Raw genomic sequence first — 23717 nt, forward strand, 5'->3', positions numbered from 1 at the left:
GGTTCTGATGTGAAAGCGTGCAAAAAGGGCATCAAATGATGCCCTTTTCATGCGCATTGCGTCAAATGTTATCAGCGATTAGCCGAGAACTTTAGCAACAACGCCCGCGCCAACGGTACGGCCGCCTTCACGGATTGCGAAACGCAGACCGTCATCCATCGCGATTGGGTGGATCAGGGTAACAACCATTTTGATGTTGTCGCCTGGCATTACCATCTCAACGCCTTCTGGCAGTTCGATGGTACCGGTCACGTCAGTCGTACGGAAGTAGAACTGTGGACGGTAGCCTTTGAAGAACGGAGTATGACGGCCGCCTTCATCTTTGGACAGGATATAAACTTCAGATTCGAACTTGGTGTGTGGCTTGATTGAGCCTGGCTTCGCCAGAACCTGACCACGTTCGATTTCTTCACGTTTGATACCACGCAGCAGAACACCAACGTTCTCACCAGCACGGCCTTCGTCCAGCAGTTTGCGGAACATTTCAACGCCAGTACAGGTAGACTTAACAGTCTCTTTGATACCAACGATTTCAACTTCTTCGCCAACTTTAACGATACCGCGCTCTACACGACCGGTAACAACGGTACCACGACCGGAGATGGAGAATACGTCTTCGATTGGCAGCAGGAATGGCTTGTCAATCGCACGCTCTGGTTCTGGGATGTAAGAATCCAGGAAGCCAGCCAGCTCAACAATCTTCGCTTCCCACTCTGCTTCGCCTTCCAGCGCTTTCAGAGCAGAACCACGGATGATTGGAGTGTCATCGCCTGGGAAATCGTACTGAGACAGCAGTTCACGAACTTCCATCTCTACCAGTTCCAGCAGCTCTTCGTCATCAACCATGTCGCATTTGTTCAGGAACACGATGATGTAAGGAACGCCTACCTGACGACCCAGCAGGATGTGCTCACGAGTCTGAGGCATAGGGCCGTCAGTCGCAGCAACAACCAGGATCGCGCCGTCCATCTGCGCAGCACCGGTGATCATGTTTTTAACATAGTCGGCGTGGCCTGGGCAGTCTACGTGTGCGTAGTGGCGAGTCGGGGTGTCATATTCAACGTGAGAAGTGTTGATGGTGATACCACGAGCTTTTTCTTCTGGTGCGTTATCGATCTGGTCGAATGCACGAGCAGAACCACCGTAGGTTTTAGCCAGTACGGTAGTGATTGCAGCGGTCAGCGTTGTTTTACCATGGTCAACGTGGCCGATAGTACCGACGTTAACGTGCGGTTTTGTACGTTCAAACTTTTCTTTAGACATCGATTGTCCCTCTAAGACACGGATAAATCGGTGATATCACCACATCAACCAGGCGAAATGCCTGAACTGTTGAATACATTTATTGAAACAGAGAGAAACGGGAGGGAGAAGTGAAGTGGTGCTGATACCCAGAGTCGAACTGGGGACCTCACCCTTACCAAGGGTGCGCTCTACCAACTGAGCCATATCAGCACGTATTGGAGCGGGCAGCGGGAATCGAACCCGCATCATCAGCTTGGAAGGCTGAGGTAATAGCCATTATACGATGCCCGCATCCTGAAACTCGGCTACCCAGTTCTTTCTGTAACAAAAAAAGAGATTTCTCTCTTTTCATGTTCGAGCTGGTCAATTTTTTCAACCAGCTCCGGCGGCATTTACGCTGCCAGAAAGTGGTGGTGGGGGAAGGATTCGAACCTTCGAAGTCTGTGACGGCAGATTTACAGTCTGCTCCCTTTGGCCGCTCGGGAACCCCACCGGACTTGATGGTGCCGACTACCGGAATCGAACTGGTGACCTACTGATTACAAGTCAGTTGCTCTACCTACTGAGCTAAGTCGGCATCAAGTAGCGCGCATTCTATGGAGACCTGAGCAGTCATGCAACTAAAAAATTGCATAAAACGTTCATTCGCTCACATTTTACGCTAAAGTAGGCCTGAACGCTGTAAAAACAGCCGTTCACGGTTAAATATCCAGCATTAAAGCGTCATTTGCACCGTATATAGCCTTGCGTGATGGCTCCCGCGTAAAGCATCGCTATCCCATATTTTTTCTTATTATTCCTGTCATCTGGTGTTAACCTCCTGCCCATTGTCCAAAATTAACTATGTGATGAGCCATAACCCGACATTCTGGCCGATGGTTCACTGAAGCATGCTTATGAGCAAAAAAGAGCAAACGTTAATGACGCCTTATCTTCAGTTTAACCGCAGCCAGTGGGCTGCTCTGCGTGACTCCGTTCCTATGACGCTGACGGAAGGGGAGATCGCACGGTTAAAAGGGATAAATGAAGATCTCTCGCTGGAAGAGGTGGCAGAAATTTATCTCCCCCTCTCCCGCTTGCTTAACTTCTATATCAGTTCCAACCTTCGCCGCCAGGCGGTACTGGAGCAGTTCCTCGGCACTAACGGCCAGCGTATTCCTTATATCATCAGCATTGCGGGCAGCGTGGCGGTCGGTAAAAGCACCACAGCGCGCGTACTGCAGGCGCTGCTTAGCCGCTGGCCAGAGCACCGTAGCGTAGAGTTGATCACCACCGACGGCTTCCTGCACCCGAATGAAGTATTGAAAGAACGCGGCCTGATGAAGAAGAAGGGCTTCCCGCTCTCTTATGATATGCATCGGCTGGTGAAATTCGTCTCCGACCTGAAATCGGGCGCGCCTAACGTTACCGCGCCGGTTTACTCGCATCTGATTTACGACCGCATCCCGGATGGAGACAAAACGGTGCTGCAACCAGACATCCTGATTCTGGAAGGGTTAAACGTGCTGCAAAGCGGCATGGACTATCCTCATGACCCGCACCACGTTTTTGTTTCTGACTTCGTCGATTTCTCTATATATGTTGATGCGCCGGAAGAGTTGCTCCAGCGCTGGTATATCAACCGCTTCCTGAAATTCCGGGAAGGCGCGTTTACCGATCCTGATTCCTATTTCCATAACTATGCCCAGCTCTCCGAAGAAGAGGCCATTAACGTGGCGACAGGGCTGTGGAATGAGATCAACTACGTGAACCTGAAAGAGAACATTCTGCCGACGCGCGAACGCGCGAGCCTGATCCTCACCAAGAGTGAGAAACACGCCGTCGACCAGATTCGTTTGCGGAAGTGATAAAGAAGACATAAAAACCGGCTCAGCGCCGGTTTTTTTGTTTATACCTGAGGCTTTTCGCCGTTTTCATCCTGATCGACGGCGAAGCAGGCGACCAGCTGGCCACCGTAATCTTTGAGCTGTGGCTGCAGCTGTGTGCAAGGGCCAAAGCGACGACGACAGCGGGCGTTGAACGCGCATCCCGGAGGCGGATTCAGCGGGCTTGGCAGCTCGCCGGTCAGTTTAATGCGCTCACGACGGTCGTCCGGGTTCAGGCGAGGCGTCGCGGAGAGCAGCGCCTGGGTGTACGGGTGACGAGGGTTATTGAAGATCTGGTCCTTCGTCCCCTTCTCCACGCAGCGGCCCAAATACATCACCATCACTTCATCAGCAATGTGCTCCACCACCGACAGATCGTGGGAAATAAACACGTACGACAGCCCCAGCTCCTGCTGAAGATCCATCATCAGGTTGAGCACCTGCGCGCGCACGGAAACGTCGAGCGCGGAAACCGGTTCATCGGCAATCACCACGTCCGGGTCGAGCATCAGCCCGCGGGCGATAGCAATACGCTGGCGCTGGCCGCCGGAGAACATATGCGGATAGCGGTCGTAATGCTCGGTTTTAAGCCCCACTTTCGCCATCATCGCCAGCGCCTTCTCGCGGCGCTGCTCTTTGGTCAGGCTGGAGTTGATCATCAGCGGCTCTTCCAGAATCTGCCCCACTTTCTTACGCGGGTTCAGGGAACCGTAAGGGTTCTGGAACACAATCTGGATTTTCTGGCGGCGCAATTTCTGCGCCTGCGGATCGTGCTTGAGCAGATCCTGCCCCTGATAGTAAAGCTCGCCGCCGGTCGGCGTTTCAATCATGGTCAGCAGGCGGCCCAGCGTGGACTTCCCGCAGCCTGACTCTCCAACAACGGCAAGCGTTTTACCGCGCTCAAGCGTAAAGGAGACGCCATCCAGCGCTTTTACCAGGCGCTCTGGGGCAAACAGCCCCTTCTTCACCGGATAATGTTTTTTCAGGTCGATGGCCTGCAACAGCAGTTGTTGCGTACTCATAGTGTTGGCCTCCCGGCATCATCGAGTGGGTAGTGGCATTTGGACTGGCGGCCGTCGGCTAACAGGTTAAGCGCCGGCTCTTCTGCCCGGCATCTGTCCGTCGCATACGGGCAGCGCGGGTTGAGCAGGCAGCCTTGCGGACGGTCATATTTACCCGGTACGACACCCGGCAGCGACGCCAGGCGCGCTTTGTCCTGCGCAAACTCCGGCAGCGCTCGCAGCAGTGCCTGCGTATACGGATGACGCGGCGCCCGGAAGATATCGTGCGAACTTCCGGTTTCCACTACCTGGCCCGCATACATCACGATGATTTTGTGTGCCGCTTCCGCCACCAGCGCCAGATCGTGCGTAATCAGCACCAGCGCCATGTTCTCTTTCTGCTGCAGCTCCAGCAGCAGTTCGATGATTTGCGCCTGGATAGTAACGTCCAGCGCGGTTGTCGGTTCGTCCGCAATCAGCAGTTTTGGCCGACAGGCAATCGCCATCGCGATCATCACGCGCTGGCTCATCCCGCCTGAGAGCTGGTGAGGGTAAACGTCCAGACGCGATGCCGGATCGGGAATACCCACCTGCGTCAGCAGATCGATAGCGCGCTGAAGTCGGGTTTTCTTATTCCCGCCCTGGTGCACCTTAATCGCTTCCATAATCTGGAAGCCGACGGTGTAGCACGGGTTCAGGCTGGTCATCGGGTCCTGGAAGATCATCGCCACTTCCGCACCCACCAGCTGGCGGCGCTGCTTTTCGGAAATGCGCTGCAGATCCTGACCGTTAAACGCGAGGCTTTCCGCCATCACGCGACCGGGATAATCAATTAACCCCATAATCGCCAGTGAACTGACTGATTTACCGGAACCCGACTCCCCTACGATGCCGACCACTTCGCCCTGATTTACGCTGTAGCTAATGCGGTCCACGGCGCGAAACGGTGAACCTTCGTCGCCGAAGTGCACCGATAATTTATCTACATTTAATAACGCCATCTCGTGCCTCTTACTGCTTCAGTTTGGGATCAAGTGCATCACGCAGACCATCACCCATCAGGTTAAATGCCAGCACCGTCAGCAGAATCGCCAGACCCGGGAAGGTGACGACCCACCAGGCACTTTGTGCGAACTGCAACACGTCGGAGAGCATGGTGCCCCACTCCGGCGTTGGCGGCTGCGCACCCATGCCAAGGAAGCCAAGAGCGGCCATATCGAGAATGGCGTTAGAAAAACCGAGCGACGCCTGAACAATCAGCGGCGCAAGGCAGTTAGGAAGAATATTGACGAACATCTGACGCATTGCCCCGGCACCCGCCACGCGAGACGCGGTGACGTAGTCGCGATTCACCTCGACCAGGACGGCCGCGCGGGTTAATCGGACATAGTGCGGCAGCGCAACGAACGTCAGCGCCAGGGCCGCATTGCCTATCGAAGGCCCGAAGACAGCCACCAGTACCAGCGCCAGCAGCAGGCTTGGCAGCGCCAGCATGATGTCAACGATACGCATGATGATGTTATCAACGATGCCGCCGAAGTAGCCCGCCACCAGACCGAGCACGACGCCCATAACCAGCGACAGCACCACCACGAGGCAGCCCACCAGCAGCGACAGGCGCGCGCCGTACATCAGGCGCGACAGCACGTCGCGGCCCACATCATCGGTACCCAGCAGGTGCGCAAAGCTCCCCCCTTCCTGCCAGAACGGTGGCGCCAGGAGTGAATCACGGAACTGGTCCGCCGGGTTATACGGCGAAAGGACGTTCGCGAACACCGCAATCAGGATCATGATGGTGACATAGACCAGCCCTACGACCGCGCCTTTGTTACGCTTGAAGTAGTGCCAGAATTCCTGCAGCGGCGTCATTGGTACCGGTGCAGCGACCACGTTATTTTGAGTGACTTGTGACATGACGGCCCCTTACTTCTTATGACGAATACGCGGGTTCACCACGCCGTACAGCAAATCGACCAGCAGGTTGACGAGGATAATCATCGTCGCGACCAGCAGCACACCGCCCTGCACAACCGGATAATCACGGCGCTGCAGTGCATCAATCAGCCAGCGTCCAAGACCCGGCCAGGAGAAGATGGTCTCCGTCAGTATCGCCCCCGCCAGCAACGTCCCCACCTGCAGGCCGATAACGGTCACCACCGGCAGCATCGCGTTACGCAAAGCATGAACGATGATCACGCGCATACGCGTCAGGCCTTTGGCGCGCGCGGTGCGGATATAATCTTCGCCCAGCACTTCGAGCATTGAGGAGCGGGTCATACGCACGATAACCGCCAGAGGAATGGTGCCCAGCACCATGGCAGGCAGGATCATGTGCGCAACGGCATCAATGAAGTTACCCTCTTCACCCCAGATAGCCGTATCGATCAGCATAAAGCCGGTTAACGGATTGGTGTCGTCGAGGAAGACCATATCGCTGACGCGTCCTGAGACCGGCGTCAGGTTCCATTGCACCGAGACCAGCATAATCAGCATCATGCCCCACCAGAAGATAGGCATGGAGTAGCCGGTCAGCGCCAGACCCACGGCGGTATGATCGAAGATAGAACCGCGCTTAACGGCGGCCAGAACGCCAACGGGAATACCCACCGCGGTGGCAAAGATCATGGCGCAGACGCCCAGTTCCAGCGTCGCTTTAAAACGCGGCACGAACTCGTCCCACACCGGAAGACGGCTTTTCAGTGAAATCCCTAAATCACCGTGCAACACACCCCATATATAGTTGAGGTACTGCTGCCACAGCGGTTTATTCAAACCAAGCTCGGCCAGCAGCTGCGCATGACGTTCAGGGGAGATACCACGCTCGCCCGCCATAATCATTACCGGGTCGCCGGGGATCATATGGACGAAGGCAAAAGTGAGAAGAGTGATACCGATAAACGTCGGGATAACGAGTCCCAAACGTCGGAGGATGAACTGCAACATAACCCGGATTCTCTCTGATGACGCACGACAGTGGCGTAACGTCTGTATTGCTCACAAATGTAAATTCCCTCTCCCTTCGGGAGAGGGTTAGGGTGAGGGGATGCATGCACGCCCCTCACCCCTGCCCTCTCCCATAGGGAGAGGGAGAACACCCTACTTATTATTCAACAGATACGTTTTCGAAGTGGTGTTTGCCCAGTGGATCAACCACGTAGCCCTTCACTTCTTTACGCACTGGCTCGTACACGGTGGAGTGAGCAACAATCAGCGCCGGAGCCTGATCGTGCATTACAACCTGAGCTTGCTTGTACAGTTCAATACGTTTGTTGTGATCGTCGGTCGCACGCGCCGGCTGGATCAGGTCTTCAAACGGCTTGTAGCACCAGCGAGAGTAGTTGGAACCATCTTTTGCTGCCGCGCAGCTGAACAGGGTGGCGAAGAAGTTGTCCGGATCCCCATTGTCACCGGTCCAGCCCATCATCACAGCCTGGTGCTCGCCCGCTTTGGCGCGCTTCAGATATTCGCCCCACTCGTAGGTCACAATCTTGGCCTGAACGCCGATCTTAGCCCAGTCAGCCTGAACCATTTCAGCCATGCGGCGGGCGTTCGGGTTGTATGGACGCTGAACGGGCATTGCCCACAGCTCAACGGTAAAGCCTTTATCCTGACCTGCTTCTTTCAGCAGCGCTTTCGCTTTCTCAGGATCGTAGGTGTAGTCCTTGATGTCGTCGTTATAGCCCCACATAGTTGGTGGGATCAGGTTCTTGGCAGCAACGCCAGCGCCCTGGTAAACGGCTTTGATAATCGCTTCTTTGTTCACCGCGTAAGTCAGCGCCTGACGCACTTTCACGTCATCAAACGGTTTCTTCTCGGTGTTGAAGGAGAGATAGCCCACGTTCAGGCCCGCCTGCTCCAGCAGGTTGATGTTCTTGTCCTGCTTCATGCGAGCGATGTCAGCCGGGTTTGGATACGGCATAACCTGGCATTCGTTTTTCTGCAGTTTTGCATAACGCACGGACGCATCTGGCGTGATGGAGAAGACCAGACGGTCGATCTGCGGCTTGGTGCCCCAGTAGCCTTCAAACGCTTTGTACAGAATACGGGAGTCTTTCTGGTACTGCAGAAGCTGGAACGGGCCGGTACCGATTGGGTTCAGGTCCACTTTCTCTGGGGTGCCGGCTTTCAGCATGTTGTCCGCATATTCTTTAGACAGAACAGAGGCGAAGTCCATTGCCAGGTCGGCCAGGAATGGGGCTTCCGGACGAGACAGCACGAACTGAACGGTGTTGTCGTCCACTTTCTTCACTTCGGTGATCAGGTCTGGCAGACCCATCCCTTCGAAGTATTCATAGCTGCCGCCGGAGACTTTATGGTACGGGTTCTGGGCATTTTTCTGACGGTCAAAAGAGAACACAACGTCGTCGGCGTTAAAGTCGCGCGTTGGTTTGAATTCTTTGTTGTCCTGCCACTTCACACCCTGACGCAGGTGGAAAGTGTAAGTTTTGCCGTCTTCGCTGATTTCCCATTTCTCGGCCAGACCCGGAATCACTTCCGTGGTACCGGTTTTGAATTCAACCAGACGGTTATAGATTGGTACTGAGCTAGCGTCGTACGTTGTACCAGAGGTAAAGAGCTGTGGGTTAAAGCCTTCCGGCGAGCCTTCAGAACAGTAAACCAGGGTTTTTGCCTGTACGCTTGCTGCCACGGTCATAGCCACCAGGCTCAGACCAAGCTTCAGCATCCCTGACTTCTTCAAGGAAATACTCATTATTCTGCTCCAATGTGATGTTTTGCTTTGTTGTGTTACGCCGCCTGACCTTTATTTATTTTTTACCCGGTCTGGTCGGTGGTGCCCGAAGGCGTTAAAGGGATGGAGAATCCTTTCAGAAGAGCGTTTGAGTTGCAGCGCAGATCGTCCCTGAAATGCCCCTCATGCCCTACAATCTGTCAACAGAATGTGAAAACGTCAATACAGGTGACGGGGATTTACGCGGAGTGTGAGAAACCGCAAACAAAGATTAAAAAAACCTTCCGCCCCCGTTTTCAGCAGGGAAATTTATGCTACTCGTCATGTTGTAGCACAATTATCTTCATATTTCGCAACATCCAGTGATTAACTTTTATTCAGAATGGGTAAATTTTCTTGCAGAACGGTGATTATCTGAGCACTAAATACCGCGAACGTTAAAACGCACAGCGAAAAATGCTGAGGTTATCCATAAGCAACGCGAAAAAAGATCAATCCATATATAAAAAAATACAATGGATAATGTCACAAAATCGTTAACAGGCAGGGAGAAGCAGGTGTAAGGGGCATTTTGGTGAATCTGGCTGGCTAACGCCATAATGCAAAAAGGGCTAACCTTGCGGTTAGCCCTTTTTTAAATGTGGTCGGCGAGAGAGGATTCGAACCTCCGACCCACTGGTCCCAAACCAGTTGCGCTACCAAGCTGCGCTACTCGCCGAATGCGGAGCGCATCTTACTGCTGGGGTGCGCCCCCGTCAATCCCTTAATTTAAAAAAGCGATTCAACTGGCGATATTCTCGCCAGCCGCGCTATTGCGCGGCTTTATTGGTGCTTTCAGGGAGCTTACACCAGTTGTTATTTTCGTTAATTCCACCGTTCGGGGAGGTATAGCCCAGGCAGCCCATAATGGTGTCGTACAGCTCAACGTGACGACGTGGCACCTTCATCTCCGCCTCTTTCTTAAGGTGGTCAAACATCTTCGCTTTTTCCGGGTCTTGCAGATACGAATCAGACATCCATACCATCATTGGCACACGGAACTGCTCCGGTGGCGCCATCTTGCGCGGCGTACCGTGCAGGTGCTCAAATTCATTGATGGACTCGCCGTGGTCCGCCGCATAAAACACGATCGCTTTCTTATCGCGTACCTGGTCAATAACAGACTTGATAAAGTGATCGACATACATGACGGAGTTGTCATAGGAGTTAATCAACTGCTCTTTGGTACAGTCTTTATCCACGCCAAGACACTCCGGCGTCCATTTAGCGAAGCTACGCGGGTAACGCTGGGTGTAGTTATAGTGAGACCCTTTGGTATGCAGGATAACCATATGCTTACCGTCCGGGTTACCGTTTAACGAGTTTTTCATCTCGTCGATTAACAGCATGTCATCCACCGGTTTGCCACGGTTGCGCGGCTCCGCGCCAATCTGCTCACGGTACGCGATATTCTTCGCCATGGTGTTGCTGTAGAACCACATCTCGCTTTGCATTGCATACAGGTCAGAGGTGAATCCGAGCTGATGCAGCACGGAGAAGACGTTCTGCTCTTTAAGGGTTCGCTGCGGGTTATCATCCGCCCCGCCTTCGCGCACGAACATGCAGCGCAGAGAGAGCTTGGTGGCGGTGTCACAGGAGTAGCCACGGTAGGCGACCAGGTTTTTCTCCTGCGCCAGCTCCGGGGTGGTGTCACGGTCATAACCCAGGATACCCATGTGATCCCAGCGGGTCGTTTCGCCGATAATAAAGATAACGTAGGTATCATCGATATCTTTCGGCGCCTCGTAGGTAAACTTCTTCGCCGGGTTCATCAACGATTTGTTATCAGAGGATTCATCCACCTGCGCCCAGGCATATAACCCCAACGCGGAAATCCAGTTGGACGGCAGATAGGAGTTCGCCACCACGCCGCCATAGCTTGGCATATCAACGCCTGAGGTACGCTCATCGTTCCTCTGCTTCACTTCCAGCAGACGGATAGGCCCCCAGACCATCAGCCCGGCCAGCAGAACGACGGCAACGCTTCTGAAACGCTTGCCAGGGGTGCGGATCTGGTGTACCAGGGTATAGCGGCAGCGGTTGCTCCAGATGAGCAGCAGCGGCAAGGCGCTCACCGCCACCAGCCAGAGAATAAAGTGCAGGCCCACGACCTCTTTAGAGAGATCGATATCCGTGGTCATCACCGAGGCAATAATGCCGTAGCCAATCACCACGTTCATAAAGGTCATGTAATAGCTGGCCCCAGCCGAGCACAGCACGATAAACGTTGCCAGCACGCGCCAGACGCGGCGGCCAAACAGTGTGAGAAGACGAAATAAGAAGAAGGTGACCAGTACCGCAGCGACCAATTCGACAACCGCTGCAATTCCTTTCCAGACGGTAAAATCTTGCGCGTAACCGTCAAACCGACGGAAAAACACTGCGCCATTCATAAACAGGCCGATGTACAACGCCAGCAAAAAGCAGAGCTTTTGTTGCGCCATCGATTTAATGTATTTCATGCAAGCTACCCGGAAAAAGGGACAGTACCACCGCCCACCGCAATATATAAAGTGGACAGATTAGATATACGCTCAGGGGATCGTTATAAGAAACGTCTACAAGCGTGGTAAGTAGACCACAGGGAAAGGAAAAAGTGGCAGCAGAGAATGTGATCGGTACAGTTTTTTACAAAAAGAAGATCCGGAAGCAGACAATTTCGCCTGACGCTCGGTTTTAAAGACAATAAAAAGGCCGGTATTCCGGCCTTTTTAAATTCGCACTATGCATGCGCTTCTTTATACACTTCGCGCTGCGGCTGGCGAATAGTGGTCGACAGCGCCAGCGAGACGATCAGCAGGGCAAATATCACGCAGAAGGTCACATAGAACCCACCGAACAGCGAGGCAATCAGGGAACCACAGATGCTGCCAATCCCGAAGCCAAGATAGATGACACCGTAATTCTTCGCCAGATTGTTCAGCCCGAAGAACTCGCTCACCAGTGACGGGAAGACCGTAATGGTGCCGCCGAAGTTGAACGCCACGCAGGCGATTGCCGCAAAGAAGGTTGCTTCATTCAGCGGAGCAAACAGCAGTGCCGCCATGCCCACCAGGGAAACCACCTGCCCGATAGTAATCACGCGGATGCGGGCAATTTTGTCAGACAGGATCCCCAGCACCAGACGACCAGAGAGGTTGGCAATAGAGATAACCGTCACCGCATTCGCTGCCGTGGCCACATCCAGTTTCACCATACCCTGAGCGATATCTTTCGCCACGCCAATCACATACAGTCCGCTCATGCAGGCCGTCAGGAACATAACCGCCAGCATCCAGTACTGCGGTTTACGCATGGACTGCGCGAGGGTGAAGTCATTCTCCACCACGCCGTTAACGGATTTCACTTCCTGCTGCGGGGCATCTTTCATCAGAGTTGCTCCGAACAGAATCATCACCAGAACGATAACGCCCCAGATCATGAACGTTTTCTCAAGGCCAACGGACGCCAGCAGATGGGAGTCGATAAATTTAAAACCGAGGCTGCCCAGGCCGTAAGAACCGATGGCAAAAGCAGAGATCAATCCTTTACGCTCCGGGAACCATTTAACGCAGTTCGACAGCGTCAGCAGATAACCCGCACCGTCCGCCAGCCCCACCAGCACCCCGGCGCTCAGCCACAGCATCATCAGGTTGCTGGAATGCGCCGTCAGGAAAAAGCCCAGCCCCAGCAGTATGCCGGACGCCATGGTCACACGCTTCACGCCAAAACGCTCCTGCAGCTTGCCCGCAATGGAAGACGAAATCGCCAGCCCCAGGCTCAGCAGGCCGAAGGAGAACGCCACCTGGCTGACCGGTGCACCGAGCTTATCGGATAGTGCACTGTTAAACAGGCTCCAGGTGTAGACCGAGCCCAGCGCAAACTGGGTAACGATGGTGCCGAAGAGTGTCAGCCAGCGCGTGCGGTTATAGGTTGAAGTATTCATGGCAGTTGTCCTGCAAGAGAAATTAAGGGAATTCGCTGAGGACAACGATAAACAAAACCTTAATTCTCCTGGGGGAAAACGGCATGAAATGCAGGAGGAACGGAATGAAATGCCTGGAATCGGGAATGAATGACCTTGCCGGAGAATGAAGCGAAGCACTGTTAGTGGTTACTATCGCTGCATCCCCCGCCAATATTGTTCTCTAGATGTTAAAACATCGTTTAAAAAAGTCACATCTCTAAAATTTTGCACTGACGCCGAGGGTGTACATAAACTCTTCACCCATCGTGGTGTTATCTGCCTGAGCCAGCGAAGCATAGGCCGCCATATGCGAGGTAAAAGGCATATCGGTGCCCACCGTGACGTCCATCCAGTTGCTGTATTGTGCCGGCACTGGCGTCTGCGGCATACCGAACTGGGATTTCCACTGATTTTCGCCAAACTGCTGGTTATAGCTTATCTGTGCCCAGGGACGGAGCGCGCCATACTGCGTATCAACGCGCCAGCCCAGAGAACTGACGCTGGCATGCCAGAGCGGATCGGTAAGCGACTGTGTTGTCACCGTATCGCCATACTCGTTAATCATGGCAGGTGCAGAACCATCGTAGCGCCATGCCATCACCGGCCCGGTGGTTACATGCCCCGACACCGGGATATTCCAGCCCACGCTCATCGTACCGGACGCATCCGCCGCCGCGCCTGACGGCAGGTTCAGCGAAAAGCCAGCGGCGTTCTGCGACGTGTTAATACGTTCTGCAAGAATATCTTCATAACGCGGTTGGTGATCGGCGTCCCATGTATAGCGTTCCGCCGTATTACTTTGTGCATCTGAAACGATATATTCCTGTTGCCAGGCATAAGCTGTGCTACAAAAAAGCGAACACACTGAGATGCCCACCAGGCCTGAAAAAGCATGGCGACCACTGATTTTTTTTATCATCATCAAAGCGACTCCAGAAAGAGCCGAATTCGGCGATATTAGTCATTGTTTGAAAAGAGGTATGAGGGCGTATAGCCCTGTATTAACTATTGTCTCTTTAGCAGGCACGTCAAGCCAGACAGTTTGAAAATTTTGCGAATACCGTATCATTAAGGGAGATAACCTATGCAACGTTGCGGCTGGGTAAGCCAGGATCAGCTTTATATCGACTATCACGACCAGGAATGGGGCGTGCCGGAAACCGACGGTAAAAAACTCTTTGAGATGATCTGCCTGGAAGGTCAGCAGGCCGGGCTATCGTGGATTACCGTTCTGAAAAAGCGTGAAAATTACCGCCGCGCCTTCCTCCAGTTTGATCCCTATGCCGTCGCGGCAATGACCGAGGAGGATGTGGAAAGGCTGGTTCTGGACGCCGGTATTATCCGCCATCGCGGCAAAATTCAGGCCATCATCGGTAACGCGCGCGCCTGGCTGGCGATGGAGCAAAACGGCGAGCCGTTTGCAGAATTTGTCTGGTCCTTTGTGAATAACGATCCCCAGATTACTCAAGCCGCCACGCTGGCGGAGATCCCCACCTCAACTGCCGCCTCGGATGCACTCTCAAAAGCCCTCAAAAAGCGCGGATTTAAGTTTGTAGGCACGACCATCTGCTACTCCTTTATGCAGGCCTGTGGTTTGGTCAATGACCACATCACGGGCTGCTTCTGTCACCCTGGGGGCCATCATGATCCGCAAATGGCAAAGTGAGAATACCGAGCCGCTTCTGCGTTTATGGCTTGAAAGCACCACGGAAGCACACCCGTTTATTAACGCGGACTACTGGATAGAGAATGAAGCCATGGTGCGGGACGTGTATCTGCCCTCGGCGGAAACCTGGGTCTGGGAAGCGGACGGTAAGCCGCGCGGGTTTGTTAGCGTGATGCAGTCCCAGTTCGTCGGCGCGCTATTTGTTGCCCCGGATTTCATTGGAAAAGGGATCGGGCGTGCGCTGCTGAACCACGTTCAGCAGCACTACCCCTATTTAACCCTTGAGGTGTATCAGAAGAATGAGCGAGCAGTGAATTTCTATCATGCACAGGGCTTTCGCATCGAAGACAGCGCCTGGCAGGATGATACCCACCACCCGACGTGGATTATGAGCTGGCAGGCGGATCAAACGCCGTTAAGGTAAGCTCTGGCCCCTCGTATTTCTCCACCCATGCCAGCGCCGTATTCCCCGCGCAGCCATTCCCCAGCTTCGAGCTGGGGAGATCTTTGGTCAACACGTTGACCGCGCCGTTCTTACAGATGCCGCCTTCGTTGAGCGCCAGATCCGGCCATGCGCCCTGGTGAATGCAGAGCACGCCCGGGCGAATGCCATCGTTCACGACTGCGCCTGCCAGCACCTGCCCGCGCGCGTTCCAGACGCGGACGACATCTCCGTTCGCAATCCCGCGCGCTTTTGCATCCGCGGTATTCAGGGTGATGGGTTCACGACCGGCTACCGCATACTGTTCGCGGAGTGACGTAAAGTTAAGCTGGCTGTGCAGACGGTGCGCCGGGTGCGCGGAAAGCACCTGCAGCTGTTCCGGCTGCGCGTTGCCATGCCACTCGTCCGGCTCCAGCCATTTTGGATGCGGCGGGCAGTCGGCGTAGTTAAAGCTGGCGATGCGCTGGCTATAAATCACCATCTTTCCGCTTTCGGTTTTCAGCGGATGGTTATCCGGGTCGCGGCGGAAATCCGCAAAACGGACAAACTGCGCGTTCTGCTCGCTCTCCGGCATTTCAAAAATCGCGTTTGCTTCCCAGAACTCGGCAAACGGCGGCAGCGTCACCCCCTGGGCGGCGCCGCGCTGGCCCGCAATCTGGTAGAAGGTTTCCAGCCATTGCAGGTCCGTTTTACCTTCGGTAAAGCGCTCGCGTCCGCCGGGCTCCCACATCTCGCTGAGATCTGCAAACACGTCCAGGTCATCACGCGCTTCATCCCGCGGGGCCACGACGCGCTTCATCGGCACCATGTGCTGGTTGCTGTAGTCGCCGGTCATCGTGAGATCGTTCCGCTCAAACGAGGTCGTGGCAGGTAACACGATATCGGCATGCTTGGCCGAGGCGGTCCAGAAGCATTCGGAAATGACCACCAGCTCCGGCTTCTGCCAGGCGCGGATCAGGCGGTTGGTGTCCTGATGGTGGGTAAAGTTCGCACCGCCCGCCCACCAGACAAATTTAATATCCGGGAAATGGCGATCCAGCCCGTTGTGCTGATAAAACCCGCCCGGGTTTTCGAGCGCCTCAACAATGCGCGCCACCGGGATTTTATCGACAGCGTCCACGCCACCCTGCACGGAACCTTGCATCGAAGCCAGCACCGCGGCTTTGCGCGTTGGGTTGCCGCCGTTCGCAAAATGATACGAGAGACCAAAACCTCCGCCGGGCGTACCAATCTGCCCAAGCATCGCGGCAAGCGTTACCAGCATCCAGTGCTTCTGCTCGCCAAACTGCTGACGCTGCATCCCCCAGCCGGACATCAGCATAGTGGTATTGCTGTGGAATAACTCGGCCAGCTCGCGAATTTTCGCGGCATTAACGCCGCAGATCGCCTCAGCCCATTCTGCCGTTTTCGCCGTGCCGTCCGTTTTGCCCGTCAGGTAATCGGCGAAGGCGTCGAATCCCGTGGTGCAGCGCGCAAGGAAATCGGTATCGTGCCAGCCGTTCTCAAAAAGCGTATGGGCGATACCCAGCATCATCGCGACGTCGGTGCCCATATGCGGGGCGACCCACTCTGCGCTATCGCCGAGGAAATCCATGGTTTCGGAACGCATCGGATCGATGCAGATAATGCGCTTGCCGCTTTTGCGCAGCGCGTCGAAGTAGGGAATGCCCTGCTCGTCGGAAGCATTCCAGGCGATTTTCAGCGTATTCAGCGGGTTGGCGCTCCAGAGCACAACAACGTCGGTATGCTCCAGCACCAGCGGCCAGCTCGTCTGCTGCTGGTAAACTTCGTTCCCCCCCACAACGTACGGCATGATCGCCTGCGCTGCGCCGGTCGAGTAATCCCCCAGATGGCCGGTATAGCCTCCTGCCAGGCTCATATAGCGCTGAAGCAGGGTCGAGGCTTTATGCAGCACCCCGTTAGAACGCCAGCCATATGAGCCGGCAAAAATGGACGATGGACCGTAGCTGTCGCGGATGCGTTTATGCTGCGCATGGATCAACGCCAGCGCGTCATCCCAGCTCACGCGGACAAACTCGTCCTGCCCGCGGATGCCCTGTGGCTTATCCGGCGACGCCAGAAAACCCTTACGCACCATTGGCCACCGCACGCGCGTCTTGCTGTGCACCTGGTCGCGAACCACGGTTTGCAGAGAGTTAGGGTGCTGCGAAGGCAATGCTCCACGGGACGACAGCACATTCTCGCCGTCGGTTTCGACCAGCATCGGCCCCCAGTGGGCGGCGGTCAGAATGGTTTTTGTTGAGGTGCTCAAAGCGTGCGCTCCTGGTTGCGTGCAGGTTTACGGCCTTCTTATTGAGGCTGTTTATGGTTAGTCACAAATTTCAGAGTTATACACTGAATTTTCTCCGTATCCGGACGTCATAATCAACTGCCACGCGCGTCGTGGCAAAGAATAAAAAGGATTAAGGAAATAAGATGAAAAAACGCGTACTCGTTATTGCCGCTCTGGTGAGCGGCGCCCTGGCTGTTTCTGGCTGCACAACAAACCCTTACACCGGTGAAAGCGAAGCGGGCAAATCCGGCATCGGCGCGGGCATTGGCTCACTGGTAGGTGCGGGTGTGGGCGCCCTCTCATCCTCTAAGAAAGATCGCGGCAAAGGCGCGCTGATTGGCGCAGCGGCAGGGGCAGCGCTGGGCGGCGGCGTCGGTTATTACATGGACGTGCAGGAAGCGAAACTGCGCGACAAAATGAAGGGAACGGGCGTGAGCGTGACGCGTAGCGGTGACAACATCATCCTGAACATGCCAAACAACGTAACCTTTGACAGCAGCAGCGCAACGCTGAAACCGGCGGGTGCAAACACCCTGACCGGCGTGGCGATGGTGCTGAAAGAGTACAACAAGACCGCCGTGAACGTGATTGGCTACACCGACAGCACCGGCAGCCAGGATCTGAACATGCGCTTGTCCCAGCAGCGTGCCGATTCCGTGGCCAGCTCGCTGATTACCCAGGGCGTTGACGCGACCCGCATCCGCACCAGCGGCATGGGTCCTGCAAACCCAATCGCCAGCAACAGCACGGCGGAAGGCAAAGCGCAGAACCGTCGCGTTGAGATTACGTTGAGTCCTGTGCAGTAGGTAAAAGCAAAACGGCAACCCCGTTGCCGTTTTTAGTGTTTGCGCCCTCTCCCTGTGGGAGAGGGTCGGGGTGAGGGCAACAGACCGCACACCCAACATGAACCACTTGCCATCGTTGATTTTCCCGCTAAGGTGTTCTCACTCAATACAGGGAAATCAGCGATGAGCAAATCAGCACGGGCCACCATCAGCGACGTGGCGAAAGCCGCTCAAACCGGTAAAACCAGCATTTCGCGCTACCTCAATGGCGAGAAACACCTGCTGTCCGACGCGCTGCTTGCCCGCATTGAACAGGCCATTGCCGACCTCGACTACCGTCCCAGCATCATGGCGCGCGGCCTGAAACGAGGGCGTACCCGTCTGATTGGCCTTATCATCGCCGATATCACCAACCCCTATTCCGTTAACGTGCTGAGCGGCATCGAAGCGGCCTGCCGCGAAAAGGGCTTTACGCCGCTGGTCTGTAACACCAACAACGAGGTAGACCAGGAACTGCACTATCTGGATCTGTTACGCAGTTACCAGGTGGAAGGGATTGTGGTCAACGCCGTAGGCATGCGCGAAGAGGGGCTGAACCGCCTGCAGCAATCTTCCCTGCCGATGGTCCTGATTGACCGTAAAATTCCCGAATTTGCCTGTGACGTCGTCGGTCTGGATAACACCCAGGCAGCCACTACCGCCACCGAGCACCTTATCGAACAGGGGTTTGAAGCGGTCCTGTTCCTGAGCGAACCGCTGGGGATGGTCAATACGCGTCGCGAACGTTTAGGTGCTTTTCACGCCACTCTGGCTCGCTATCCCGGCGTGATTGCCGAGAATGCCGAAACGCCACTGCACGAAGCTGACCAGATCGATAACACCCTGCGTCAGTTCCACACTCGTCATCGTGGGATGCGTAAAGCGGTGATCTCCGCCAACGGTGCATTGACGCTACAGGTGGCCCGCTCGTTAAAACGCATTGGCCTGCACTGGGGCAGCGATATCGGCCTGCTGGGGTTCGATGAACTTGAGTGGGCCGAACTGGCTGGCGTGGGCATTACTACCCTCAAACAACCGACATGGCAAATCGGCTATGCTGCTGTAGAACAGGTAGTTCGCCGTATTGAAGGGGCCAGCGATGCCGTGCGTGAGCAGGTCTTTTCCGGTGAACTGATTATTCGGGGTTCAACCGCCCGTTAATTTTCCCTTCGTGATACCGATCATAAATTCAACATCCTGACCTTTTCTTTGGAACCGGTTCCATCTAGCGTAATACTATCGATTACGCGATGGAGTCCGGGAATGAGCAGGAAAATAATGGTGGTCACCGCCGCTTACGGCGCGGATCGGGTGCGACAGGCTGGGGGCCAGCGGGCAATGCTACCCGTTATTGCCGGCGCAGGCGCCGACGGCGTAGAAATCCGCCGCGAGCTGTTCAACAGCGAAGAGCTGCTGGCGCTGCCTGCGCTGGGTGAATCAATCGAACTGCTGGGCCTGCTGGCCTGCTACTCCGCGCCCGCAGCTCTGTTTATGCCTGATGGCACACTCAACCCAGACCTTCCGCGCTATCTGGCCGAAGCCAGCACGCTGAACGCGCTGTGGCTGAAACTCTCACTGGGCCATTTCTGCGACAAACAGCCGCTTGAAGCCCTGCGTACGCTGCTGAACGAAAGCGGCATGACGCTGGTGGTGGAAAATGACCAGACCGACTGCGGCCAGCTCGCCCCTATGCAGCGCTTCAAGGCCGCCTGCCGGGTGATGACGCTTCCCGTCACCCTGACGTTCGACATGGGCAACTGGCTGTGGGTAGGTGATTCCCCCGAAGAAGCCGCACGTCATCTGGCGCCCGCCGTGAGCTATATCCACGTTAAAGCCGCCGTTGCGCACAAGGACCAGTTCCGCGCCGTTGCGCCGGACCACACCGATACGCGCTGGATGGAGCTGCTTAATCAGCTGCCGGCCGACGCCCCGCGTGGAATCGAGTTCCCGCTGGAGGGTGCCGATTTAACGGCCGTTACCCGTCATTACGTCAACCTGCTGCGCGAGGAGTAAATCATGCACAAAACGCTGGATGTCATCACCATCGGCGAGGCCATGGCGATGTTTGTTGCCACCGAGACCGGTGAGCTGAGCGCCGTGGAACACTTTATGAAACGCGTGGCCGGTGCAGAGCTGAACGTCGCAACGGGGCTGGCGCGCCTGGGCCTGAACGTCGGCTGGGTCAGCCGCGTGGGGGATGACAGCTTCGGTCATTTCATTCTCGATTCGCTGAAAAAAGAAGGGATTGATGCCGCAGGCGTCACGCTCGACGGACGCTTCGCAACCGGCTTTCAGCTGAAATCTAAGGTTGAAAATGGAACCGATCCCATCGTGGAATATTTCCGCAGAGGGTCGGCGGCCAGCCACCTCTCCGTTGATGACTATCACGCGCCGTATTTCTCCTCCGCGCGCCATCTTCACCTGAGCGGCGTGGCGGCTGCGCTGTCGGCCAGCTCGTACGCGTTGCTGGATCACGCCGCCAGCACTTTGAAGGCGCAGGGCAAAACGATCTCGTTCGATCCGAACCTGCGTCCGGTGCTGTGGAAGAGCGAAGCCGAGATGGTTGAAAAGCTGAACCGCCTGGCGTTTCAGGCCGACTGGGTTCTGCCTGGCGTTAAGGAAGGAATGATCCTTACCGGCGAAAGTACTCCAGAAGGCATAGCTGATTTCTACCTCAACCGCGGGGTAAAAGCCGTGGTGTTGAAAACCGGCGCCGACGGCGCATGGTTTAAAACCGCCGACGGAGAACAAGGTGCAGTGGCCGCCGTGAAGGTTGATAACGTGGTTGATACCGTTGGCGCAGGCGATGGTTTCGCCGTCGGGGTCATTAGCGCCCTGCTGGAAGGCAAGCCGCTTCAGCAGGCCATCGCGCGAGGCAACAAGATTGGCTCGCTGGCCATTCAGGTGCAGGGCGACAGCGAAGGGTTACCAACGCGAGCAGAGCTCGGCGTGTAAATTCCCTCTCCCTGTGGGAGAGGGTCAGGGTGAGGGCAGCAAGCCGCACCACATAATTAAACCACCGTGTACCCTACAGACAACGGCGGTAACAACCTCAACAACAGAGGCAAGCCTATGAACAGTTCGACCAATGCAGTAAAACGCTGGTGGTACATCATGCCAATCGTGTTTATCACGTACAGCCTGGCGTACCTCGATCGTGCCAACTTCAGCTTCGCATCCGCCGCGGGGATCACCGAGGACCTTGGGATCACCAAAGGCGTCTCGTCCCTGCTGGGCGCCCTTTTCTTCCTCGGCTACTTCTTCTTCCAGATCCCCGGTGCGATCTACGCCGAACGCCGCAGCGTGCGCAAGCTGATCTTCGTCTGCCTGATTCTGTGGGGCGGCTGTGCGTCACTGACCGGCGTGGTGAATAACATCCCTGCGCTTGCCGCCATTCGCTTTATCCTCGGGGTGGTTGAGGCGGCGGTTATGCCGGCGATGCTTATCTATATCAGCAACTGGTTCACCAAATCCGAACGCTCACGCGCTAACACGTTCCTGATCCTCGGCAACCCGGTCACGGTACTGTGGATGTCGGTGGTTTCCGGCTACCTGATCCAGTCCTTTGGCTGGCGTGAAATGTTTATCATCGAAGGCGTGCCGGCGGTGATCTGGGCGTTCTGCTGGTGGGTGCTGGTAAAAGATAAGCCAGCGCAGGCGAAGTGGCTTTCTGAAGACGAAAAAGCCGCGCTGCAGGCGCAGCTGGACAAAGAGCAGCAAGGCCTGAAAGCGGTGCGTAACTACGGCGAAGCCTTCCGCTCCCGTAACGTCATTCTGCTGTGCGCGCAATATTTCACCTGGAGCATCGGGGTGTATGGCTTTGTGCTGTGGCTGCCGTCCATTATCCGCAGCGGCGGCGAAAACCTCGGCATGGTCGAGGTGGGCTGGCTGTCGTCCGTGCCTTATCTGGCCGCAACCATCGCGATGATTGTCGCATCGTGGGCCTCGGACAAACTGCAAAACCGTAAGCTTTTCGTCTGGCCACTGCTGCTGATCGCTGCCTTTGCCTTCATCGGCTCCTGGGCCGTAGGGGCTGACCACTTCTGGGCCTCTTACACGCTGCTGGTGATTGCCGGTGCCGCAATGTACGCCCCGTATGGTCCGTTCTTCGCCATCATCCCGGAAATGCTGCCGCGTAACGTGGCGGGTGGCGCAATGGCGCTGATCAACAGCATGGGCGCGCTGGGCTCGTTCTTTGGCTCCTGGTTTGTCGGCTACCTGAACGGTACAACCGGCAGCCCGTCAGCCTCGTACATATTTATGGGGGTAGCACTTTTCGCCTCGGTGTGGCTTACTCTGATTGTTAAGCCTGCTAATAATCAACAACACCCTGTCGGCGCACGACACGCCTAAACCCTTTAAAAATCAACGGAGATTAGCATGAAGCCGTCCGTCATTTTGTACAAAGCATTGCCTGAAGATCTGCAAAAACGCCTGGAAGCGCACTTCACCGTAACGCAGGTGAAAAACCTTAGCCCGGACACCGTGGCACAGCACGCTGAGGCGTTTGCCCGCGCTGAAGGTTTGTTGGGTTCAAGCGAAAAAGTGGATGTCGCCCTGCTGGAGAAAATGCCCAAGCTTCGTGCTACGTCCACCGTTTCAGTGGGTTACGACAACTTCGACGTGGATGCGCTTAACGAGCGCAAAATTCTGCTCATGCATACGCCACATGCCCTGACGGAAACCGTGGCCGACACGCTGATGGCGCTGGTGCTCAGCACCGCCCGCCGCGTGGTTGAAGTGGCCGAACGCGTTAAAGCAGGTGAATGGACGAAAAGCATTGGTCCGGACTGGTTCGGCGTGGACGTTCATGGCAAAACCCTGGGAATTGTTGGTATGGGCCGCATTGGCCTTGCGCTGGCGCAGCGCGCGCATTTTGGTTTTAACATGCCAATTCTGTACAACGCGCGTCGTCATCACGATGAGGCCGAAGAACGCTTTAACGCCCGGTATTGCGAGCTGGATACCCTGCTGCAGGAAGCGGACTACGTCTGCCTGATCCTGCCTCTGACGGAGGAGACCCACCATCTCATCGGCAAATCTGCATTTGAGAAGATGAAGAAATCAGCCATTTTCATTAATGCCGGTCGTGGTCCGGTCGTAGACGAAAACGCACTGATTGAAGCGCTGCAAAACGGTGAAATCCACGCCGCCGGTCTGGACGTGTTTGAACAGGAGCCGCTGCCGGTTGATTCCCCGCTGTTAACACTGCCAAACGTTGTCGCCCTGCCCCATATCGGCTCGGCAACACACGAAACGCGTTACAACATGGCGGCTACCGCGGTGGACAATTTGATCGCCGCGCTGGGCGGAAGAGTTGAGAGAAACTGCGTGAACCCGCAGATTCAAAAGTAGATAGTCAGAAATGAAAAAACCCGCCAGAAGGCGGGTTTTTGAATTTTGTGCTACTGGGTTGGAAGCTTACAGGCTTACAACGTTACCAGCTGCTGGGCCTTTAGCGCCGCTTTCGATGGTGAAGGAAACTTTCTGACCTTCATCAAGAGATTTGTAGCCTTCGTTCTGGATAGCAGAGAAGTGTACGAACACGTCTTTTGAGCCATCGTCAGGAGTGATGAAGCCGAAACCTTTATCAGCGTTGAACCATTTTACCAGACCAGTCATTTTACCAGACATAGAAATTACCTTATTAAAAATTTGTTTTGCCTTCCGGCACGATGGTTGCGTTACAGATTTTTAAGCGATGAA

At 55.3% G+C, this 23717-nt stretch carries 20 protein-coding genes and 5 tRNA genes; 9 read left to right on the forward strand and 16 right to left on the reverse strand.

Features of this window, described 5'->3' with window-relative positions:
* Positions 1-78 precede the first annotated feature (78 nt).
* From tuf to D5067_RS21990, 5 genes are all read right to left on the reverse strand, one after another.
* Positions 79-1263 carry an elongation factor Tu gene (gene tuf / locus D5067_RS21970; RefSeq protein WP_243544814.1) on the reverse strand — a complete coding sequence of 395 codons (1185 nt, stop codon included), beginning with the start codon at positions 1261-1263 and terminating at the stop codon, positions 79-81.
* A 116-nt stretch (positions 1264-1379) separates the two neighbouring features.
* Positions 1380-1455: transfer RNA gene (locus D5067_RS21975), tRNA-Thr, on the reverse strand.
* A 6-nt stretch (positions 1456-1461) separates the two neighbouring features.
* Positions 1462-1536, reverse strand: a tRNA-Gly gene (locus D5067_RS21980).
* A 117-nt stretch (positions 1537-1653) separates the two neighbouring features.
* Positions 1654-1738: transfer RNA gene (locus D5067_RS21985), tRNA-Tyr, on the reverse strand.
* An 8-nt stretch (positions 1739-1746) separates the two neighbouring features.
* Positions 1747-1822 (reverse strand) — tRNA-Thr (locus D5067_RS21990).
* Between the two features lie 319 nt (positions 1823-2141).
* Between D5067_RS21990 and coaA the strand changes: the two genes are divergently transcribed.
* Positions 2142-3092, forward strand: coding sequence for a type I pantothenate kinase (gene coaA, locus D5067_RS21995; protein ID WP_119938247.1), 951 nt, complete (start codon positions 2142-2144; stop codon positions 3090-3092).
* 41 nt (positions 3093-3133) lie between these two features.
* On the opposite strand, the gene dppF is transcribed toward coaA, so the two are convergent.
* From dppF to D5067_RS22040, 9 genes are all read right to left on the reverse strand, one after another.
* Positions 3134-4132: a dipeptide ABC transporter ATP-binding subunit DppF gene (gene dppF / locus D5067_RS22000; protein ID WP_119938246.1), complete on the reverse strand. Its 999-nt coding sequence runs from the start codon at positions 4130-4132 to the stop codon at positions 3134-3136.
* The gene (gene dppD / locus D5067_RS22005; RefSeq protein ID WP_119938245.1) at positions 4129-5112 is read right to left on the reverse strand and encodes a dipeptide ABC transporter ATP-binding protein; all 984 of its coding nucleotides are present in this window, start codon (positions 5110-5112) and stop codon (positions 4129-4131) included. Before dppD ends, dppF begins: the two co-directional genes overlap by 4 nt.
* Before the next feature lie 10 nt (positions 5113-5122).
* A complete protein-coding gene (dppC, locus tag D5067_RS22010; RefSeq protein WP_119938244.1) occupies positions 5123-6025 on the reverse strand; it encodes a dipeptide ABC transporter permease DppC in 903 nt (300 codons plus the stop codon).
* Between the two features lie 9 nt (positions 6026-6034).
* Entirely contained in the window at positions 6035-7054 is a 1020-nt protein-coding gene (gene dppB / locus D5067_RS22015) for a dipeptide ABC transporter permease DppB (RefSeq protein ID WP_119938243.1), read from the reverse strand.
* A 160-nt stretch (positions 7055-7214) separates the two neighbouring features.
* The gene (gene dppA / locus D5067_RS22020) at positions 7215-8822 is read right to left on the reverse strand and encodes a dipeptide ABC transporter periplasmic-binding protein DppA (protein ID WP_119938242.1); all 1608 of its coding nucleotides are present in this window, start codon (positions 8820-8822) and stop codon (positions 7215-7217) included.
* Between the two features lie 620 nt (positions 8823-9442).
* Positions 9443-9519 (reverse strand) — tRNA-Pro (locus D5067_RS22025).
* A 91-nt stretch (positions 9520-9610) separates the two neighbouring features.
* On the reverse strand, positions 9611-11302 hold the full coding sequence (eptB, locus tag D5067_RS22030; protein WP_119938240.1) for a kdo(2)-lipid A phosphoethanolamine 7''-transferase: 1692 nt from the start codon (positions 11300-11302) through the stop codon (positions 9611-9613).
* Positions 11303-11562: 260 nt separating this feature from the next.
* A complete protein-coding gene (locus D5067_RS22035; RefSeq protein ID WP_119938239.1) occupies positions 11563-12765 on the reverse strand; it encodes an L-lactate MFS transporter in 1203 nt (400 codons plus the stop codon).
* Positions 12766-13003: 238 nt separating this feature from the next.
* Positions 13004-13708 (reverse strand): autotransporter domain-containing protein, encoded by a 705-nt coding sequence (locus tag D5067_RS22040; protein WP_119938238.1) that lies wholly within the window; start codon positions 13706-13708, stop codon positions 13004-13006.
* A 162-nt stretch (positions 13709-13870) separates the two neighbouring features.
* Here D5067_RS22040 and tag point away from each other — a divergent pair, with 162 nt between their 5' ends.
* Both tag and D5067_RS22050 read left to right on the forward strand, forming a co-directional pair.
* Positions 13871-14452, forward strand: coding sequence for a DNA-3-methyladenine glycosylase I (gene tag / locus D5067_RS22045; RefSeq protein ID WP_119938237.1), 582 nt, complete (start codon positions 13871-13873; stop codon positions 14450-14452).
* Positions 14430-14876 carry an N-acetyltransferase gene (locus D5067_RS22050; RefSeq protein ID WP_119938236.1) on the forward strand — a complete coding sequence of 149 codons (447 nt, stop codon included), beginning with the start codon at positions 14430-14432 and terminating at the stop codon, positions 14874-14876. The genes tag and D5067_RS22050 overlap by 23 nt, the downstream gene beginning before the upstream one ends.
* On the opposite strand, the gene D5067_RS22055 is transcribed toward D5067_RS22050, so the two are convergent.
* Positions 14839-17118, reverse strand: coding sequence for a molybdopterin guanine dinucleotide-containing S/N-oxide reductase (locus tag D5067_RS22055; protein WP_235843330.1), 2280 nt, complete (start codon positions 17116-17118; stop codon positions 14839-14841). The genes D5067_RS22050 and D5067_RS22055 overlap by 38 nt on opposite strands.
* A 212-nt stretch (positions 17119-17330) precedes the next feature.
* Here D5067_RS22055 and D5067_RS22060 point away from each other — a divergent pair, with 212 nt between their 5' ends.
* The 6 genes from D5067_RS22060 (at position 17331) to ghrB (ending at position 23366) form a co-directional block, all read left to right on the forward strand.
* A complete protein-coding gene (locus tag D5067_RS22060; protein WP_119938234.1) occupies positions 17331-17993 on the forward strand; it encodes an OmpA family lipoprotein in 663 nt (220 codons plus the stop codon).
* 162 nt (positions 17994-18155) lie between these two features.
* Positions 18156-19172: a LacI family DNA-binding transcriptional regulator gene (locus tag D5067_RS22065; RefSeq protein ID WP_119938233.1), complete on the forward strand. Its 1017-nt coding sequence runs from the start codon at positions 18156-18158 to the stop codon at positions 19170-19172.
* Between the two features lie 102 nt (positions 19173-19274).
* Positions 19275-20024 carry a sugar phosphate isomerase/epimerase family protein gene (locus D5067_RS22070; RefSeq protein ID WP_119938232.1) on the forward strand — a complete coding sequence of 250 codons (750 nt, stop codon included), beginning with the start codon at positions 19275-19277 and terminating at the stop codon, positions 20022-20024.
* 3 nt (positions 20025-20027) lie between these two features.
* On the forward strand, positions 20028-20966 hold the full coding sequence (locus D5067_RS22075; protein WP_119938231.1) for a sugar kinase: 939 nt from the start codon (positions 20028-20030) through the stop codon (positions 20964-20966).
* A gap of 117 nt (positions 20967-21083) precedes the next feature.
* Positions 21084-22364, forward strand: a complete 1281-nt coding sequence (locus D5067_RS22080) for an MFS transporter (RefSeq protein ID WP_119938230.1) — start codon at positions 21084-21086, stop codon at positions 22362-22364.
* Between the two features lie 27 nt (positions 22365-22391).
* Positions 22392-23366, forward strand: coding sequence for a glyoxylate/hydroxypyruvate reductase GhrB (ghrB, locus tag D5067_RS22085; RefSeq protein WP_119938229.1), 975 nt, complete (start codon positions 22392-22394; stop codon positions 23364-23366).
* A 66-nt stretch (positions 23367-23432) separates the two neighbouring features.
* Here the strand turns inward: ghrB and cspE are convergent, their stop codons facing one another.
* Complete coding sequence (gene cspE, locus D5067_RS22090) at positions 23433-23645, reverse strand: transcription antiterminator/RNA stability regulator CspE (RefSeq protein ID WP_006177792.1); 213 nt, start codon at positions 23643-23645, stop codon at positions 23433-23435.
* Positions 23646-23717 lie beyond the last annotated feature (72 nt).

Source organism: Enterobacter huaxiensis, from assembly GCF_003594935.2.
Lineage (GTDB): Bacteria > Pseudomonadota > Gammaproteobacteria > Enterobacterales > Enterobacteriaceae > Enterobacter > Enterobacter huaxiensis.

Bases quoted from the DNA above. Each gene is read 5' to 3' on its own strand.
- dppF (WP_119938246.1), bottom strand. From the start codon at position 4,132: ATGAGTACGCAACAACTGCTGTTGCAGGCCATCGACCTGAAAAAACAT.
- D5067_RS22040 (WP_119938238.1), bottom strand. From the start codon at position 13,708: ATGATGATAAAAAAAATCAGTGGTCGCCATGCTTTTTCAGGCCTGGTG.
- ghrB (WP_119938229.1), top strand. From the start codon at position 22,392: ATGAAGCCGTCCGTCATTTTGTACAAAGCATTGCCTGAAGATCTGCAA.
- cspE (WP_006177792.1), bottom strand. From the start codon at position 23,645: ATGTCTGGTAAAATGACTGGTCTGGTAAAATGGTTCAACGCTGATAAA.
- D5067_RS22070 (WP_119938232.1), top strand. From the start codon at position 19,275: ATGAGCAGGAAAATAATGGTGGTCACCGCCGCTTACGGCGCGGATCGG.
- D5067_RS22065 (WP_119938233.1), top strand. From the start codon at position 18,156: ATGAGCAAATCAGCACGGGCCACCATCAGCGACGTGGCGAAAGCCGCT.
- tuf (WP_243544814.1), bottom strand. From the start codon at position 1,263: ATGTCTAAAGAAAAGTTTGAACGTACAAAACCGCACGTTAACGTCGGT.
- dppC (WP_119938244.1), bottom strand. From the start codon at position 6,025: ATGTCACAAGTCACTCAAAATAACGTGGTCGCTGCACCGGTACCAATG.
- D5067_RS22075 (WP_119938231.1), top strand. From the start codon at position 20,028: ATGCACAAAACGCTGGATGTCATCACCATCGGCGAGGCCATGGCGATG.
- D5067_RS22055 (WP_235843330.1), bottom strand. From the start codon at position 17,118: ATGCTGGTCGAAACCGACGGCGAGAATGTGCTGTCGTCCCGTGGAGCA.
- dppA (WP_119938242.1), bottom strand. From the start codon at position 8,822: ATGAGTATTTCCTTGAAGAAGTCAGGGATGCTGAAGCTTGGTCTGAGC.
- D5067_RS22035 (WP_119938239.1), bottom strand. From the start codon at position 12,765: ATGAATACTTCAACCTATAACCGCACGCGCTGGCTGACACTCTTCGGC.
- coaA (WP_119938247.1), top strand. From the start codon at position 2,142: ATGAGCAAAAAAGAGCAAACGTTAATGACGCCTTATCTTCAGTTTAAC.
- D5067_RS22080 (WP_119938230.1), top strand. From the start codon at position 21,084: ATGAACAGTTCGACCAATGCAGTAAAACGCTGGTGGTACATCATGCCA.
- tag (WP_119938237.1), top strand. From the start codon at position 13,871: ATGCAACGTTGCGGCTGGGTAAGCCAGGATCAGCTTTATATCGACTAT.
- D5067_RS22060 (WP_119938234.1), top strand. From the start codon at position 17,331: ATGAAAAAACGCGTACTCGTTATTGCCGCTCTGGTGAGCGGCGCCCTG.
- dppD (WP_119938245.1), bottom strand. From the start codon at position 5,112: ATGGCGTTATTAAATGTAGATAAATTATCGGTGCACTTCGGCGACGAA.
- eptB (WP_119938240.1), bottom strand. From the start codon at position 11,302: ATGAAATACATTAAATCGATGGCGCAACAAAAGCTCTGCTTTTTGCTG.
- D5067_RS22050 (WP_119938236.1), top strand. From the start codon at position 14,430: ATGATCCGCAAATGGCAAAGTGAGAATACCGAGCCGCTTCTGCGTTTA.
- dppB (WP_119938243.1), bottom strand. From the start codon at position 7,054: ATGTTGCAGTTCATCCTCCGACGTTTGGGACTCGTTATCCCGACGTTT.